16 protein-coding genes are annotated in these 15316 nt (G+C 68.8%); 3 read left to right on the forward strand and 13 right to left on the reverse strand.

The features are described 5' to 3' along the window. Positions 1–15: 15 nt before the first annotated feature. The 8 genes from DIZ26_RS18550 to groES all read right to left on the reverse strand — a co-directional run bounded on the left by DIZ26_RS18550 (position 16) and on the right by groES (position 8775). On the reverse strand, positions 16–1122 hold the full coding sequence (locus tag DIZ26_RS18550) for a GuaB3 family IMP dehydrogenase-related protein (RefSeq protein WP_112242995.1): 1107 nt from the start codon (positions 1120–1122) through the stop codon (positions 16–18). A gap of 393 nt (positions 1123–1515) precedes the next feature. Then, positions 1516–2253, reverse strand: a complete 738-nt coding sequence (locus DIZ26_RS18555) for a DUF7674 family protein (RefSeq protein WP_157979755.1) — start codon at positions 2251–2253, stop codon at positions 1516–1518. Continuing rightward, positions 2244–2396 carry a hypothetical protein gene (locus DIZ26_RS37495; protein WP_157979756.1) on the reverse strand — a complete coding sequence of 51 codons (153 nt, stop codon included), beginning with the start codon at positions 2394–2396 and terminating at the stop codon, positions 2244–2246. The genes DIZ26_RS18555 and DIZ26_RS37495 overlap by 10 nt, the downstream gene beginning before the upstream one ends. A gap of 247 nt (positions 2397–2643) precedes the next feature. Continuing rightward, entirely contained in the window at positions 2644–4155 is a 1512-nt protein-coding gene (gene guaB, locus DIZ26_RS18560) for an IMP dehydrogenase (RefSeq protein ID WP_112242999.1), read from the reverse strand. A gap of 163 nt (positions 4156–4318) precedes the next feature. Continuing rightward, the gene (locus DIZ26_RS18565; protein WP_112243001.1) at positions 4319–5734 is read right to left on the reverse strand and encodes a hypothetical protein; all 1416 of its coding nucleotides are present in this window, start codon (positions 5732–5734) and stop codon (positions 4319–4321) included. Further along, positions 5727–6347, reverse strand: a complete 621-nt coding sequence (gene shbA, locus DIZ26_RS18570) for an RNA polymerase sigma factor ShbA (RefSeq protein ID WP_112243003.1) — start codon at positions 6345–6347, stop codon at positions 5727–5729. The genes DIZ26_RS18565 and shbA overlap by 8 nt, the downstream gene beginning before the upstream one ends. Before the next feature lie 390 nt (positions 6348–6737). Beyond that, positions 6738–8357 (reverse strand): chaperonin GroEL, encoded by a 1620-nt coding sequence (groL, locus tag DIZ26_RS18575; RefSeq protein ID WP_112243005.1) that lies wholly within the window; start codon positions 8355–8357, stop codon positions 6738–6740. Positions 8358–8478: 121 nt separating this feature from the next. After that, the gene (groES, locus tag DIZ26_RS18580) at positions 8479–8775 is read right to left on the reverse strand and encodes a co-chaperone GroES (RefSeq protein WP_112243007.1); all 297 of its coding nucleotides are present in this window, start codon (positions 8773–8775) and stop codon (positions 8479–8481) included. 302 nt (positions 8776–9077) lie between these two features. On the opposite strand from groES, the gene DIZ26_RS18585 reads away from it, so the two are divergent. The 3 genes from DIZ26_RS18585 to DIZ26_RS18595 all read left to right on the forward strand — a co-directional run bounded on the left by DIZ26_RS18585 (position 9078) and on the right by DIZ26_RS18595 (position 11435). Then, positions 9078–9680 (forward strand): peptidoglycan-binding domain-containing protein, encoded by a 603-nt coding sequence (locus DIZ26_RS18585; RefSeq protein WP_112243008.1) that lies wholly within the window; start codon positions 9078–9080, stop codon positions 9678–9680. Between the two features lie 22 nt (positions 9681–9702). Beyond that, positions 9703–10860, forward strand: a complete 1158-nt coding sequence (locus DIZ26_RS18590; RefSeq protein ID WP_232828431.1) for a class I SAM-dependent methyltransferase — start codon at positions 9703–9705, stop codon at positions 10858–10860. Positions 10861–11078: 218 nt separating this feature from the next. Continuing rightward, positions 11079–11435, forward strand: coding sequence for a MerR family transcriptional regulator (locus DIZ26_RS18595; protein WP_112243012.1), 357 nt, complete (start codon positions 11079–11081; stop codon positions 11433–11435). 445 nt (positions 11436–11880) lie between these two features. Here the strand turns inward: DIZ26_RS18595 and DIZ26_RS18600 are convergent, their stop codons facing one another. The 5 genes from DIZ26_RS18600 to tsaB are packed head-to-tail and all read right to left on the reverse strand — an operon-like array spanning position 11881 to position 15316. Continuing rightward, complete coding sequence (locus DIZ26_RS18600; RefSeq protein ID WP_112243014.1) at positions 11881–12636, reverse strand: dienelactone hydrolase family protein; 756 nt, start codon at positions 12634–12636, stop codon at positions 11881–11883. Beyond that, complete coding sequence (locus DIZ26_RS18605; protein ID WP_112243016.1) at positions 12633–13109, reverse strand: GNAT family N-acetyltransferase; 477 nt, start codon at positions 13107–13109, stop codon at positions 12633–12635. The genes DIZ26_RS18600 and DIZ26_RS18605 overlap by 4 nt, the downstream gene beginning before the upstream one ends. Continuing rightward, on the reverse strand, positions 13109–14161 hold the full coding sequence (tsaD, locus tag DIZ26_RS18610; protein WP_112243018.1) for a tRNA (adenosine(37)-N6)-threonylcarbamoyltransferase complex transferase subunit TsaD: 1053 nt from the start codon (positions 14159–14161) through the stop codon (positions 13109–13111). Before tsaD ends, DIZ26_RS18605 begins: the two co-directional genes overlap by 1 nt. Then, the gene (rimI, locus tag DIZ26_RS18615) at positions 14154–14648 is read right to left on the reverse strand and encodes a ribosomal protein S18-alanine N-acetyltransferase (protein WP_112243020.1); all 495 of its coding nucleotides are present in this window, start codon (positions 14646–14648) and stop codon (positions 14154–14156) included. Before rimI ends, tsaD begins: the two co-directional genes overlap by 8 nt. Beyond that, positions 14645–15316 (reverse strand): tRNA (adenosine(37)-N6)-threonylcarbamoyltransferase complex dimerization subunit type 1 TsaB, encoded by a 672-nt coding sequence (tsaB, locus tag DIZ26_RS18620; protein WP_112243022.1) that lies wholly within the window; start codon positions 15314–15316, stop codon positions 14645–14647. The genes rimI and tsaB overlap by 4 nt, the downstream gene beginning before the upstream one ends.

The following is a 15316-nucleotide window of genomic DNA, read 5'->3' on the forward strand; positions in this document are numbered from 1 at the left end:
TCGCCCGGCCCAAGGTCAACCGACGACGACCTCGACGCGCTGGAACTCCTTGAGCTCCGTGTATCCCGTGGTCGCCATCGCCCGCTTCAGCGCGCCGACCAGGTTCATCGTGCCGTCCGGGACCCAGGACGGGCCGAACAGGATCTCCTGCATCGTGCCGGTGACCCCGACCTCCACCCGCTCGCCGCGCGGCAGATCCGCGTGCCAGGCCTCGGCTCCCCAGTGGAAGCCACCGCCGGGTGCGTCGCTCGCCCGGGCCAGCGGCGATCCGACCATCACGGCGTCCGCGCCACACGCGATCGCCTTGGCCACATCGCCGGACCGGCCGACCGAGCCGTCGGCGATGACGTGCACGTAGCGGCCGCCGGACTCGTCCATGTAGTCCCGGCGCGCCGCCGCGACGTCCGCGACCGCCGACGCCATCGGCACCGCGACGCCGAGCACCTTGCGAGTCGTGTGCGCAGCGCCACCACCGAAGCCGACCAGTACGCCGGCGGCGCCGGTCCGCATCAGGTGCAGCGCGGCCTGGTGGGTCGCGCAACCGCCGACGATGACCGGTACGTCGAGGTCGTAGATGAACTGCTTGAGGTTGAGCGGCTCCGCCTGACCGGAGACGTGCTCGGCCGACACCGTCGTACCGCGGATGACGAACAGGTCGACGCCGGCATCCACGACGTGCTTGGCGAACTGCTTCGTGCGCTGCGGCGACAACGCGCCGGCCACGGTGACGCCCGAGTCGCGGATCTCCTGCACGCGCTGCGAGATCAGCTCGGGCTTGATCGGCGCCGAGTAGATCTCCTGCAGCCGGTGCACGGCCTGCTCGCGGCTGAGGGTGGTGATCTCCTCCAGCAGCGAGGTCGGGTCGTCGAAGCGGGTCCACAGACCTTCGAGGTTCAGCACGCCGAGGCCGCCGGCCTTGCCGATCGCGATCGCGGTGGCCGGCGACATCACCGAGTCCATCGGCGCGGCCAGGATCGGCAATTCGAACCGGTACGCGTCGATCTGCCAGGCGACCGAGACCTCCTCGGGATCCCTGGTCCGCCGCGACGGCACGATCGCGATGTCGTCGAACGCATACGCCTGCCGACCGCGCTTGGCCCGGCCGATCTCGATCTCGGTCATGCCCGCAGCCTACCGAGCGGCACCGACGAGACCTACTTCAGTCCACACCAGCAGTCGCGACAGGGACGACTGTCGCAGTCCAGCACACCCCTCGCAGTCAACCAACCGCTGCCGGTCAGGGCCGGGGCGCGTCAGCCGCCCAACCCGGCGCCGCCTTGCCTCAGGAGCGGGAGGGGCGTTGCCGTCCAGCTCCACGCCGGCTCGCCTCAAAGGCGAGAGGAGCCTCAGCCGCCCAACCCGGCGCCGCCCTGCCTCAGGAGCGGAAGGGGCGTTGCCGTCCAGCTCCACGCCGGCTCGCCTCAAAGGCGAGAGGAGCGTCAGCCGCCCAACCCGGCGCCAGCTCGCCTCAGGGGCGGGAGGGGCGTTGGCGGTCCAGGGGTGGTGGCTTTGCGGTCAGGGGCGCCAGGCGCGTTGGCGGTTCAGCTCGGCGCGGAGTTTCGGGCCGAGCGCGTGCTCGATCCCGGCCCCGGGCTGACCAGGTGCGGGCAGCATCTCCACGAACGAGACGGCGATGACGTTGTCGACGTCCGGGTCCTGCTCGAACTCGCGCTCCAGAAACGCCAGCAGCGGGCGGATCAGGTCGACCTGACCGTCGGCGTACCGGTCGCAGACCTCACGCACGAGACCGCCCACGACCACATGCCCGAGGGGATTCCGGTACTCCCCGAAGTGCTCCAGCACCTGCTGCCGCAAGAACGGGACCTCGTCGGCCAACCGACGCAGGAAAGCAACCACAGCTGGGGAGACGGACTCATCTTCGCGGCGAACCTGTTCGTCCTTGAGCTCCCGCAACCGCGGCCCGAGCAACTCCAGTACTGCGGAGTCGCGCTCCCCGGGATCGGGCAGGCAGCTGACGAACCTGCCGACGAACTCCGCCGTCTCCGGGTCCGCGGCCTCGTTCTCCAGGAACGCGAGCAACGCCCGCAGCTGATCACCCGCCTCGGCACCGCCTTCGGCCCAGCTATGAACCGTGCCGAACCCGAGCCCAATCAGGAAACTCCCCGGCGTCAGCGGCCTCAGCCCCGCGCTTTTGTTCTGCACGTAGACCGCCTGCGCACGATCCCACTCGCCCCGCAGCGCAGGCACCGCCTTGAACAACCGCCGCAAAAACCCGCGCTCATTCACCACCACGCCGCCTCGTCGCACTCGCTCATCAGCAGGGCACCGGCGCGCTCAACCTGCGCTGACGACCTCCCGTCCCGGCGCCACCATCCCGCGGTAGCTGGCCAGCGACGCCGGATCATCGTGCCGATCGCCTGGTCATGCTCGCTCACCGGGCGGGTCCACTGGTGGTGTTCGCTCGCCGGGCGGACCCACTGATGGTGCTCGCTCGTCGGGCGGATCCGCTGGTGGTGCTCGCTCGTTGGGCGGATCCGCTGGTGGTGCTTGCTCGTTGGGCGGGCCGGCGTGGGTCGTTCATCGCCGGCTCACCCCGTCGAGTGTGGTCGTCGGCGGGGCGGGCGGGGGGTCACCGTGACAGTGATGACGTGGGAGTCGGCGCAGACCAACGCCGCGATCGGGTCAGCGGCCGGAGTAGTTCGGGGCTTCTACTGTCATCTGGATGTCGTGCGGGTGCGACTCCTGGAGGCCGGCCGAGGTAATTCGGACGAACTTGCCCTTCTCCTGGAGTTCGGCGACGGTGCGCGAACCGCAGTACCACATGGACTGGCGCAGGCCGCCGATCAGCTGGTGGGCGACGGCGGCGAGCGGGCCGCGGTACGGGACCTGGCCTTCGACACCCTCGGCGATCAGCTTCTCGTCGCTGCCGACGTCGCTTTGGAAGTAGCGGTCCTTGGAGTACGACTTGCGCAGGCCGCCGGACTGCATCGCGCCGAGCGAGCCCATCCCGCGGTACGCCTTGAACTGCTTGCCGTTGATGAACACCAGGTCGCCCGGCGACTCCTCGCACCCGGCCAGCAGCGAGCCGAGCATCACGGTGTCCGCGCCGGCCACGAGCGCCTTGGCGATGTCACCGGAGTACTGAAGGCCGCCGTCGCCGATCACCGGTACGCCGGCGGGCTTGCAAGCCAGGGATGCCTCGTAGATGGCGGTGACCTGCGGTACGCCGACGCCGGAGACGACTCGCGTCGTACAGATCGAGCCCGGGCCGACGCCCACCTTCACGCCGTCCGCGCCCGCGTCGACCAGCGCCTGCGCACCGGCGCGCGTGCCGACGTTGCCGCCGACCACGTCGACGCCGTCGGTCGCGGGATCGGCTTTGAGCTTGCGGATGATTTCCAACTGCGCCTGCGAGTGACCGTGCGCGGTGTCGACGACGAGCAGGTCGACGCCGGCCTCGACCAGGGTCATCGCGCGCTTGTAAGCCTCGCCGAAGAAGCCGATCGCGCCGGCGACCCGCAGCCGCCCGGTGTGGTCCTTGGTGGACAGCGGGAACTGGTCGCGCTTGACGAAGTCCTTCAGCGTGATCAGGCCGGTCAGCTTGCCGTCGGCGTCGACCAGCGGCAGCTTCTCCACCTTGTGCTTGCTCAGCAGCGCCATCGCGTCGTCGGCGGAGATGCCCTGCTTGCCGGTGATCAGCGGCTGCTTGGTCATCACCTCGTGCACCGGGCGGTCCTGGCTCGTCTCGAACCGCATGTCACGGTTGGTGACGATGCCGACCAGCACCCCGGCGTTGTCGACCACCGGCACGCCGGAGATCCGGTACTGCGCGCAGAGCGCGTCGGCCTCGCCGATGGTGGCGTCCGGACCGATCGTGATCGGCTGCGCGATCATGCCGGACTCGGACCGCTTGACCAGGTCGACCTGCTGGGCCTGGTCCTCGATCGACAGATTGCGGTGCAGCACGCCGAGACCACCCTGGCGCGCCATCGCGATCGCCATCCGGGCCTCGGTGACGGTGTCCATCGCGCTGGACAGCAGCGGGATGTTCACCTCGATGTTGCGGCTGACCCGGGACCGGGTGTTCGCCTCGGACGGGATGACGTCGGACTCTTCGGGCTGCAGCAGCACGTCGTCGAAGGTCAGACCGAGGACGGCAAACTTGTCGGGAACTCCGGAGGCTGTGATGTCCATGAGGGAGGCAAGCACCTTTGCACGGCGAGAACGGGACCCCATCCTATGCCGCACCCGCCCCGAGCCCTCAATCGGTCATCCACAGGGCCCGCAAGGCCGCGCCCCGGGGCACGACCTTGCGTACGCAGTACAGGCTTCGCCGCTCAGCGCGGAGTGGGTCCGGTCAGCGCTCGGTCATCGGGATGTTGAGGACGCTGAGGATCTGGCGCAGCGTCATCGGGGCCATCGAGCCGTGCGCGCGGGCGATCGCCGCGTGCCTGCCCTCGATGTACTTGCCGTTCGAGTGCTTGCCCGGCTGGTACTTGCCCTTGGCGTAGCCCAGCGACACCTTGCCGCTCGAGTGCTTCGCGTGGGAGGCCAGCGATCCGCCGAAATACTGCTCGAGGCGCTTCGGCAGCTCCGTCGGTCCACCGCTCGGCGTCGGCAGCACCTCGCTGAGGATGGCCGCGTCGGTCTGGTCGGTCGGCTTGGTGCTCTCCGTAGTATCCGAGCCGGTCTGACCGCCGGTGTCACCAGTTGCAGTGTCACCGGTCGTGGTACCGCCAGTCGCGGTGTCCCCGGTGGTGGTGTCACCCGTTGTGGTGTCTCCGACGGTGGTGTCACCCGTCGTGGTTCCACCAGTCGCGGGGTCACCCGTGGTGGTGTCGCCGGTCGTGTTCTCACCGGTGGAATCGCTCGGGATTGTGGTCGGTACGGGCGTGGTGGCCGGGTTGTCCGTCGAACCCTCGCCGGTCGTGCCGTGCTCGCTCGAACCGCCGTCGGCGGGCTGGGTCGGATCGCTGCTCGGCGGATCGGTCGGAGCCGGCGTCGTCGGGTCGGTGGTCGGGTCGCTCGGCGGCGGCGTGGTCGGCTCGGTCGGCGGATCCGTCGGGTCACCGGTCGGCTGATCGGTGGGATCGCTCGTCGGCTGATCACCCGGGTCGGACGGCTGGGTCGGCTCGACCACCTGCGGCGGATCCGGGTCCTTCGTCGTGGTCGGCTTCTCCACCTGCGCCGGAACCGGCCGGGCCAGCGGCTGCGGTTTGAACAGGTCCTTCAGCAGCACCGGGCCGGCGATCGCCGGGTCGTCCTTCTCCTCGGCGTCCTTCGCGGCCTGCTGCTCTTCCTGCTTCTTCTGGTAGTCCTTCTGGACCTTGACGATCTTCGTCTTGTCGAAGATCGGCATCCCGTCGAGCTGTTCCTTCGGGACCGTCGTCTCCGGGCTGAGCCCCTGGACGACCTTCTCGATCACCTTCTCGTACGGCGACAGCGGGTTGCCCGTGAAGGCCGCGGCCACACCGGACACCGACAATGCGGCCACCGCGGCGACGCCGAGCGCCAGGCCACGGGCCGCCATCTTGCGAGCGAACGGGTCGGTCACCGGGTTCAGCGCAGCGCACCGCGCCAGGAAACTCTCCGGATCGTCGATCGTCTCCACCGGCAGTTCGTCCTCGACCTCGACGGCCAGCCGCAGTTCGGCCAGCAACATCAGGGCCGGGTCGTGCTCGGCCGCCTCCCAGGCGGTCGTGCCACCGGCTGCGAGCAGATCAAGCAGCGCGTCATCGGCTTCGATCGCGTCAAGATCGAATCGTTCAGCCATGTCGCTCCTCCCCTGCCCGTCGTTCCACCTTTGCCTCATGCCCCACAAACCCCCTGAGCGTGTTCAACGCTCGATGTTGTGCGACCCTCACCGCCCCCGGTGTCATCCCCAGTGCCCGGCCGGTCTCCTCGGCTGACATCCCCGCTACCACCCGGAGCCGCAGGATCTCCCGCAGTTTCTCCGGCAACCTGTCCATCAGGCTCATCACGTGCCTGAGCTCTGCATACCGTACGGCGTGCTCCTCCGGCGTCGGCGATTCGTCCGCCCCGTCCGGAAGATCCGGCGTCGACACGTCGGCCACCGCGAACGCACGCTGGGCATCGGCGACCTTCCTCGCCGCGATGCCGTACACGAACGCCTCGAACGGCCTGCCCTCGTCACGGTACCGGCCCAGTGCGCCGAACACCGCGACGCACACTTCCTGAGCGACGTCATCGACCATGTCGGCGCCACCCGGATAAGTCCACAGCCTCGACCGCACGTAGCGGTGGGCAACAGCACGCACCCGCGTCAGCAGATCGTTCAACGCTGTCCGGTCGCCGCCGCTCGCCAGTGCGGCGAGATCACGCAGCTCAACCCGGTCAGGGGTGTGCGGTAATTGGACCTCGGTCACCTCGCCCCCCTCGTATCGGACCGGTCAGCCTGCAAGATAGTACGGCCGCCAACTCCCCTTGCATAGTGGCAATCGGTAATCACTGAGCTTTTTTCATCACAACCTGTCACTACCCACGAGTCACCTCGCAGAGCCGCCCCGCGGCCCTCGGTTCTGTGGGCGCCACTCCTCTTCTGCGGCTTACCCCATTGCCATAGCAGTGGGGTAAGCCGCAGAGGAGGTGTTAACCCCACCCAGCCGCGTATTCGAAGGCGAGCGGTGGGCACTGACCGTCCGGCCGGGGTCGCTGATCTGGTGGGTGATCACGGCGTGGGGGTGTTCGTAGTACGAAACTGCCCGGCTGGTCCGAGGGGGGGACCGGCCGGGCAGTTGGGTGGTGCGGGGTGAAGATCAGTGACCGTGGCCGTGGCCGTGACCGGCTGCGGCGGGCTCTTCATCTTCGGGCTTGTCGACGACCAGGGTCTCCGTGGTGAGGAGCAGGGCCGCGATCGAGCCGGCGTTGGCCAGCGCGGAACGGGTCACCTTGACCGGGTCCAGGACGCCCTGGGCCAGCAGGTCGCCGTACTCGCCTGTGGCGGCGTTGAAGCCGCTGCCGACCTCGAGCTCCGCGACCTTGGCGGTGACGACGTAACCCTCGTAGCCACCGTTCTCGGCGATCCAGCGCAGCGGCTCGACGATCGCCTTACGGACGATCCGGACACCGGCGAGCTCGTCGCCCTCGAGGCCGAGGCCGTTCTCCAGTACCGCGGCGGCGTGGACGAGAGCGGAGCCGCCACCGGCGACGATGCCCTCCTCGATCGCCGCACGGGTCGCCGACACGGCGTCCTCGATACGGTGCTTCTTCTCCTTGAGCTCGACCTCGGTGGCCGCGCCGACCTTGATCACGCAGACGCCGCCGGCCAGCTTGGCGAGGCGCTCCTGGAGCTTCTCGCGGTCCCAGTCGGAGTCGGTGCGCTCGATCTCGGCCTTGATCTGGTTGACCCGGGCGTCGATGTCGTCGGTCTTGCCGGCGCCCTCGACGACCGTGGTGTTGTCCTTGGTGACGACGATCCGGCGAGCGGTGCCGAGCACCTCCAGACCGACCTGGTCGAGCTTGAGGCCGACCTCGGGCGCGATCACCTGGGCGCCGGTCAGCGCGGCCAGGTCCTCGAGCATCGCCTTGCGGCGGTCGCCGAAGCCCGGCGCCTTGACGGCGACGGAGGTGAAGTTGCCGCGGATCTTGTTGACCACCAGGGTCGACAGGGCCTCGCCCTCGACGTCCTCGGCGATGATCAGCAGGGTCTTGCCCGACTGCACGACCTTCTCCAGCAGCGGCAGCAGGTCCGCGACAGCGGAGATCTTGCCCTGGTGGATCAGGATGTACGGGTCGTCCAGCACCGCTTCGCCACCCTCGGCGTCGGTGATGAAGTACGGCGAGATGAAGCCCTTGTCGAACTGCATGCCCTCGGTGAAGTCCAGCTCGGTACCGAAGGTGTTCGACTCCTCGACGGTGATGACGCCGTCCTTGCCGACCTTGTCGAAGGCTTCCGCGATCAGCTGGCCGATCTCGGCGTCCCGCGCGGAGATGGTGGCGACGTGGGCCATGTCGCCCTTGTCGTCGACCGGGCGCGCGGTCTCGATCAGCTTCGCCGACACGGCCTCGACGGCCGCCTCGATGCCCTTCTTCAGACCCATCGGGTTGACCCCGGCGGCGACGGCCCGCAGGCCCTCGTGCACCAGCGCCTGGGCCAGCACCGTCGCCGTGGTGGTTCCGTCACCGGCGATGTCGTTGGTCTTGGTGGCAACCTCCTTGGCCAGCTGCGCGCCAAGGTTCTCGAACGGGTCGTCCAGCTCGACCTCACGGGCGACGGTGACACCGTCGTTGGTGATGGTCGGGGCGCCCCACTTCTTGTCCAGCACGACGTAGCGGCCCTTCGGCCCCAGCGTCACCTTCACCGTGTTCGCGAGCTTGTCGACGCCGCGCTCAAGGGCGCGCCGCGCGTTCTCGTCGAACTCGAGGATCTTCGGCATGGAAAACTCTGTCCCTCTCTGGGTTACTGGCGATCATGGTGCCCGCGGGCAGAACCGACTCCGCTCCGGCGCCGGTGTTCCGGGCACCGGAGCGGTGTCAGTCAGCTGCTGCGAGCGATCGTCACTTGCTGACGATGGCGAGGATGTCGCGGGCGCCCAGGATCAGGTAGTCCTGGCCGTCGTACTTGACCTCGGTGCCGCCGTACTTGGAGTAGATGACCTTGTCACCGACATTGACGTCCAGCGGGACGCGGTTGCCGTTGTCGTCGATGCGGCCGGGGCCGGTCGCGATGACCTCGCCCTCCTGCGGCTTCTCCTTGGCGGTGTCCGGGATCACCAGGCCGGACTTCGTGGTCTGCTCGGCTTCGAGCGGCGCTACGAGGATACGGTCCTCGAGCGGCTTGATCGTGACCGACACTTGCTGACCTCCACGGTCGAGTTTCTCGTGTTTTCGGGGTGCTGCAGGCGGCCGTCCGCCTCTGCCGTCGCGGGGATCAGAGGCCGGGCCGCTGGCACCCTCGAGTGGAGAGTGCCAACACCGAATCTAGGCCGCGATTAGCACTCGGTCAACTCGAGTGCCAGAATCTCGCCCCCGGCGAACGCTCGTACCGCTCGTCACCACTCCCGTACTTTCCGCGACCGAGCACTAGGCCCGGGCGCGTGGACGTGGGACCGTCGTGTCTGAAGGGGTTCCCGCCGGGATCGAACCAGGAGAGCACGATGGCACTCTCGCTGCGCAATCTCTCGCTCCGCAAGCTTCCCCCGAAGGCGCTGGCCGTGATCGCGGTGCTCGCGATCAGCCCGGTCGCAGTGGCCGGTCTGGCCGCTGCGGGCAAGCACTCCTCCGAGACGGGCAGTGCCGGACCGGCCGCGGCGCCCGCAGTACAGGCGCCTCAGTCGGCGGCGCAGACAGACAAGCAAGCGGAGACCCAGGCAGCGGCCGCGCTGGGACAGTGTCAGTCGGCTCGGCTGGTCCCGATCGGCAACGGCTGGGGTGCGCCGGCGCCGTCGGTGTCGGCGAGCGGCAGTACGAACTGCAACCTCATGTACGGCGACAGCCCGCACCGGGGCTCCTCCCGAGCCGGGGATCCGGATCTCGCCATTCGCACACTGCAGCGCAATCTCAACTATTGCTACGGCAGCCACCTGGCAGTCGACGGGATGTACGGCAGCAAGACGCGTGCCGTGGTGAAGGCGGTGCAGAGCAAGCACAAGCTCACCGCGGATGGCATCTACGGCCCGAAGACCCGGTCGGCCATGAACTGGCGTCTGTTCAAGGAGTCGACCAGTCAGTGGAGCACGGGTTGCTACAGCCCGCTGTGACCGTCCAGGCAGACTGGGGCGAGTGACGCTCACCCTGTTGCTCGACCCGATCGGCAGCACAGTGCTGGCCGAGGCCTGCTCGGCGTACGCGCCAGGCGGCGAGCTGAAGCTCGTCGAGCAACTCAGACGCCGGTACGACGCTCCCGTGGTGGCCGCAGCCGTCACACAAGCCTCCCTACGTCATCGGGCCGTCGCCAAGTTCGGGGCGGAGGACGCTGCGCGGATGTACTTCACGCCTGACGGGCTGGAGCAGGCGACTCGTTCCACTGTGGGGATACACCGGGCTGCGCGGATCGCTGCGACTCTGCCGGGCGCATCTGTGGTCGACCTGGGCTGCGGGATCGGTGGTGACCTGATCAGCGCAGCTAGAGCGGGATTGCGGGTCACTGGCGTCGAGCGCGATCCCGAGACGGCCGCTGCGGCTCGGGCGAACCTTGCCGCACTCGGGCTGCCTGGTGAGGTCGTCGTGGGAGACGCGGAGGCGCAGGACGTCACGGAGTACGAGGTGGTCTTTGCTGATCCGGCGCGGCGGGCGGATGGGAGGCGGGTGTTCGACCACAACGCGTACTCGCCCCCGTGGTCCTTCATCAGTGAGCTCCTGGAGCGGACTGCGTGCGTGAAGGTGGCGCCGGGGATCCCGCACGACGCAGTACCGGCAGGGGTTGAAGCGGAGTGGGTGAGCGACGCAGGGGAGGTCAAGGAGGCCGCGCTGTGGTCGGGGAAGCTGTACGGCGGTGTTGCGCGGCGCGCGACGTTGCTGCCGGGCGGAGCGACTGTGGCGGCTGCGCCTGAGGCTGTTGAGGGACCTGTCGGGCGGTACATCTACGAGCCGGACGGCGCGATTGTGCGCGCTGGACTGGTCACCGCTGTTGCTGAGGCGGTCGGTGGGTGGCTGCTTGATCTGCGGATCGCGTACGTCACTGCGGACGCGTTGGTGGCGACGCCGCTGGCCTCTGCTTACGAGGTGATCGAGGAGTTGCCGTACCGCGAGAAGGCGCTCCGGGCCTGGGTGCGCGCGGAGGGGATCGGGACTTTGGAGATCAAGAAGCGGGGCGTGGATTTGGATCCCGCTGTACTGCGGAAGCGGCTCGCGCCGAAGGGGGCGGCGACCGCTACTCTCATCGTCACCCGGATCGGCCGTGACGCGGTCGCCTTCTCCTGCCGGCGGATCTCAGGCTGAGCTCTGGCTGAGGTCGGCGAGAACCCGGCTGACGTCGGCGAGGATTTGCGTTCGCGCTGTATTCGAATGTATCTTCGAACACATGAGCGAGTGTCCGGTCGACCAGCCGACGGACGAGGTGCTGCGTACGTTGCCGCTCCCGGCCGGGCACTCGCCGCTAATCGGTTCTCGGACGGCGGCTTGACCTGGAGTGCGCTCCGGGTCGGAGGATGGAGGTCATGACGGCATACGCACCGGCCGAGGCATCCGAGCGCACCGGTCTCAGCCTGGACACCTTGCGGTATTACGAGCGCCTGGGCCTGTTCGGCCCGGTGCAGCGCAACTCCAGCGGCCAGCGGGTCTACACCGATCACGACGTGGCGTGGGTGGGACTACTGGTCTGCCTCCGTCGGGCCGGCCTCGGGATCACCGACCTGCAGAGGTTCATGGGGCGGCTCCGGGACCGTTCGAACGGCAACGCGGACGTGGTCGAACTGCTCGAGAGCAACCGCGACCGCCTCCGCGCCGAGATCGCCAAGATGACCGTCGCCCTGGACGTCCTCGACGACAAAATCGCCCACTACCGCAACAACTGAAGCCGCCCGCGCCGCGAGTAGACCGCACACCGAGCAGGCCGCACCCCGAGCAGGCCGCATCCCGAGTAGCCGCTCCCCGAGTAGGCCGCACGCCGAGTAGGCCGGACATCGAGTAGGCCGGACCCTGAGTAGCCGCTCCCCGGCTAGGCCGGACACCGCGTAGGCCGCACCCCTGCGTAGGCCGCATACCAGCAGCTCCGCATCGGCTCAGCCCGTCTCTGGCGGCTTCGTCGTCAGCTCGAGCCTCGACACGACCTCATCGTCATTCTTGTGGCGGTCATGTCGGTGCAGGCGGATGTTCATGTCGGGCCGGCAGGCTGGCTGTCGAACCGGCTGGTCGCTGGCCGTTAGCTGGGGGCGGAGCGGCGTAAGGCGTCCCCAGCTCTTTCAGCTTGCGCGCGGCTAGCAGGTCCTTGCGCGCGGCTAGCAGGTTTCCTGCGCGCGGCTACCAGGTTTTCAGGCGGGTGCCGAAGCGGGCTTTGGCGATCGAGGCGATGCCGGACGAGAGAGATGCGCGTCCGTTCCAGGCCGGCAGTGGATCGGTGCGACCGGGATCCGTGGTGAGTGCATCACAGTCGGCGGGTTCGGCGTGGGCGCTCAGGGCTGCTGTCGTGAAGCGGTGGACGAGGGTGTTCCAGTCCGCGGCGCGGTGGAGCATCGCGTGTTTGTCGCCGTCGACGGTGAGCATGGCGACGGGGATTCCCGTACTGCGGAGTCGGCGGGCGTAGGCGGCGGTCTGGGCCGGTGAGGTGATCCGGTCGAGCGTGCCGTGGGCGAAGACGACGAGGCCGCGGAGCGGCACGAGCGGTTCGCCGGGCGGGAGCCATGGCGCCAGTGCGAGCACACCCGACACCAAGGGATGATTGCCTGCAGCAACCACTGCGCGCCCACCCATCGAGTGCCCGATCAGGACGACGCGACGGATCCGCGGCGGAAGCCCGTCCAGAACAGTGCGCAGGTCAGCCGCGGGCGACGCGGCGGCGCCGTTCCATCCGCGATACCGGTAGCGCATCAACCCGACGGCCGCACCAGGCGCGGCGGAGCGAGCAGCGGTTGCGAAGGGCCACATCCGCAGCAGCGGCGCACGCCAGGAATGCGGGTTCTTGAACGAGTCCACCACGCCGCCGTGTGCGAGCAGCACGAGATCGGTCGCTCCCGCAGGAGCAGCCAGCAAATCGATCCACGGCTCGGCGTCGGTCATGCCCGCTCGGCAGGAGCGCTCTCGGAGACGGCGCCGTACAGGCTGGCCGCAGGTCGCTGGATCACGAGGAAGCGACTCGGATCGGGCAGATCCTCGAAGCCGTACGAGCGATACAACTCGTGGGCGTCGGCCGTCGCGAGCATCGTGCGGCGCAGACCTTGCAGGTCCGGGTGGTCCAGCAATGTCTCCACGACGAAGCGGCCGAGACCCTGACCCTGGTGCGACGGAAGCACGAAGACGTCGCCGATCCAGGCGAACGTCGCGCGGTCGGTCGTCGCCCGCGCGAAGCCGACCTGGGCTCCGTCCGGTGCGTAGACGCCGACGACGACCGAGTTGGCGATCGCCCGCGCCACGACCTCGCGCGGAACGCCTGGCGACCAGTACGCCGTACGCAGGAAGCCGTGCACCACGTCGAGATCGATCCGCGAGACATCGTCGTCGGCGACGAAGCCGGCCGGGTGTTCGCGGATCATCAGTTGAGCACCGTGGTGATCGGCATGGACGAGTCGGCCGGCAGGTCCAGCGGGGACGGGGCCTTGCCGGCACGGACGAGTTCCGACCCGAGGGCGGCGATCATCGCGCCGTTGTCGGTACACAGACCCGGCCGTGGCACCCGTACTGCGATGCCCGCTTCCGCGCAACGCTCTTCGGCCATCGTCCGCAGTCGCGAGTTCGCCGCGACGCCGCCGCCGATGAGCAGGTGCTCGTAGCCGCGGTCCTTGCAGGCGTCGATCGCCTTGCGGGTCAGCACGTCGCAGACCGCCTCCTGGAAGGCCGCCGCCACGTGGTTCACCGGCACGTCCTCGCCGTCGCGACGCTTCGCCTCCACCCAGCGGGCAACCGCGGTTTTCAAGCCGGAGAAGGAGAAATCGAACCGGTGCCGCTCCAGATCGCGCTGACTGGTCAGCCCGCGCGGGAACTTCACGTACAGCCGGTCGCCGCCGTCGCGAGCCGCTTTGTCGATATATGGACCTCCGGGGAACGGCAGGCCCAGCACCCGCGCGACCTTGTCGAACGCCTCCCCCGCGGCATCGTCGATGGTCGAGCCCATCGGCAGTACGCCGTCGGTGATGTCCTCGACGGCGAGCAGCGACGAGTGGCCGCCGGAGACGAGCATCGCCACGCAGCCCTTCGGCAGATCGCCGTGCTCCAAGGTGTCGACGGCAACGTGTGCGGCGAGGTGATTCACGCCGTACAAGGGTTTGTCGAGTGACAGCGCGAGTCCCTTGGCGGCGGCGACGCCGACCAGCAGGGCGCCGGCCAGGCCCGGGCCGCTCGTGACGGCGACGGCGTCGACGTCGGTCGGTTTGATCCCGGCTGTCTCGCAGGCGCGCCGGATCGTCGGCACCATCGCTTCCAGGTGGGCGCGGCTGGCGACCTCCGGTACGACGCCGCCGAAGCGGGCGTGCTCCTCGACACTGGAGGCGATCGCGTCGGCGAGCAGGGTCTGCCCGCGGACGATGCCGACCCCGGTCTCGTCGCACGACGTCTCGATGCCCAGGATCAGCGGCTCGTTCTCAGTCATGGTCCTCCTGCCATCGCATGATGACGGCGTCCTCGCCGCCGGCGTAGTACCCGCGCCGCCGGCTGATCTCGGTGAATCCGAACCCGCGGTACAACGCCTTCGCGGATTCGTTGCTCTCAGCAACTTCTAACAAAATGGTCCGTCCCGTGCATCGCTGCAGTGCCGCGGACATCAACTGCCGGCCGATCCCGGTACGCCGCTCCGCCGGCGCCACCGCGATCCGCAGCAGATCCACCGGATCCTCCAAAGCAGCAGGAACCAGCAGTACTACATATCCGACAACCTCGCCCTCATTCGCAACCAGCACCACCCGATCGTTCCCCACGCGAGCAAACTCCTCCGCCCACGCACCTGCACTCCAAGGGCCGGTGAAGGAAGGCGTGGCGGTCAGAGCAGCGCCCCCAACCGCTGAGGCGAAGCACGCCTGATCCAGAGCGACCACCGCATCCAGGTCTGCTGCGGTCGCCGGGCGGATGTTGGGTCTCATGTGGGCAGCACGCTCTTCGGGCCGCCCGACACGGTGACGTCCGGGCGGCGGAGGTAGAGCGGGTCCGGAAGGACGGTCGGTAGCGCACCAGTTGCGACGCCGGAAGCGAGCACCTCGGCGGATGGGTACTCGATGACCTCGGCAGACGGGCCGCGGCCGAGCGCCTCGGCGTACAGGGTGACGCCGCGCCCGGTGATCGGCAGGCCGGCCAGCACATGCGCGACATCAGCGGGGCGATCGACGGCAGGGCCCTCGATGCGGCGACGGCTGCCGTCCTCGGCAGGGCTGTCGTACAGCGCCCAGTAGATCTCCTTGCGACGCGCGTCGGTGGCGACCGCGACCGGCTGCTCGACAGGCGACTGCAGAGCGAGGATGTCCAGGCTGCAAACCCCCACAACCTCGATGCCGAGCACGTCCGCCATCGTCCGCGCGGTGACCAGTCCGACCCGCAGACCAGTGAACGGCCCCGGCCCGACGCCGACCGCGATCTTCGTCAACTCTCGTGGTGTGCAACCGGCCTCGGCGAGCGCCGCAGCGATGGCCGGCGCCAGCAGTTCACCATGCCGCAAGGCGTCGACCGTCGACGACGACGCAAGGACCTCGCCGGAAACAGCATCTGCCAGCGCGACAGTCACGGCAGCACTGGACGTATCGAAAGCAAGCAGCAC

It is taken from the genome of Kribbella monticola (assembly GCF_003261635.1).
In the GTDB taxonomy this organism is placed as follows: domain Bacteria; phylum Actinomycetota; class Actinomycetes; order Propionibacteriales; family Kribbellaceae; genus Kribbella; species Kribbella monticola.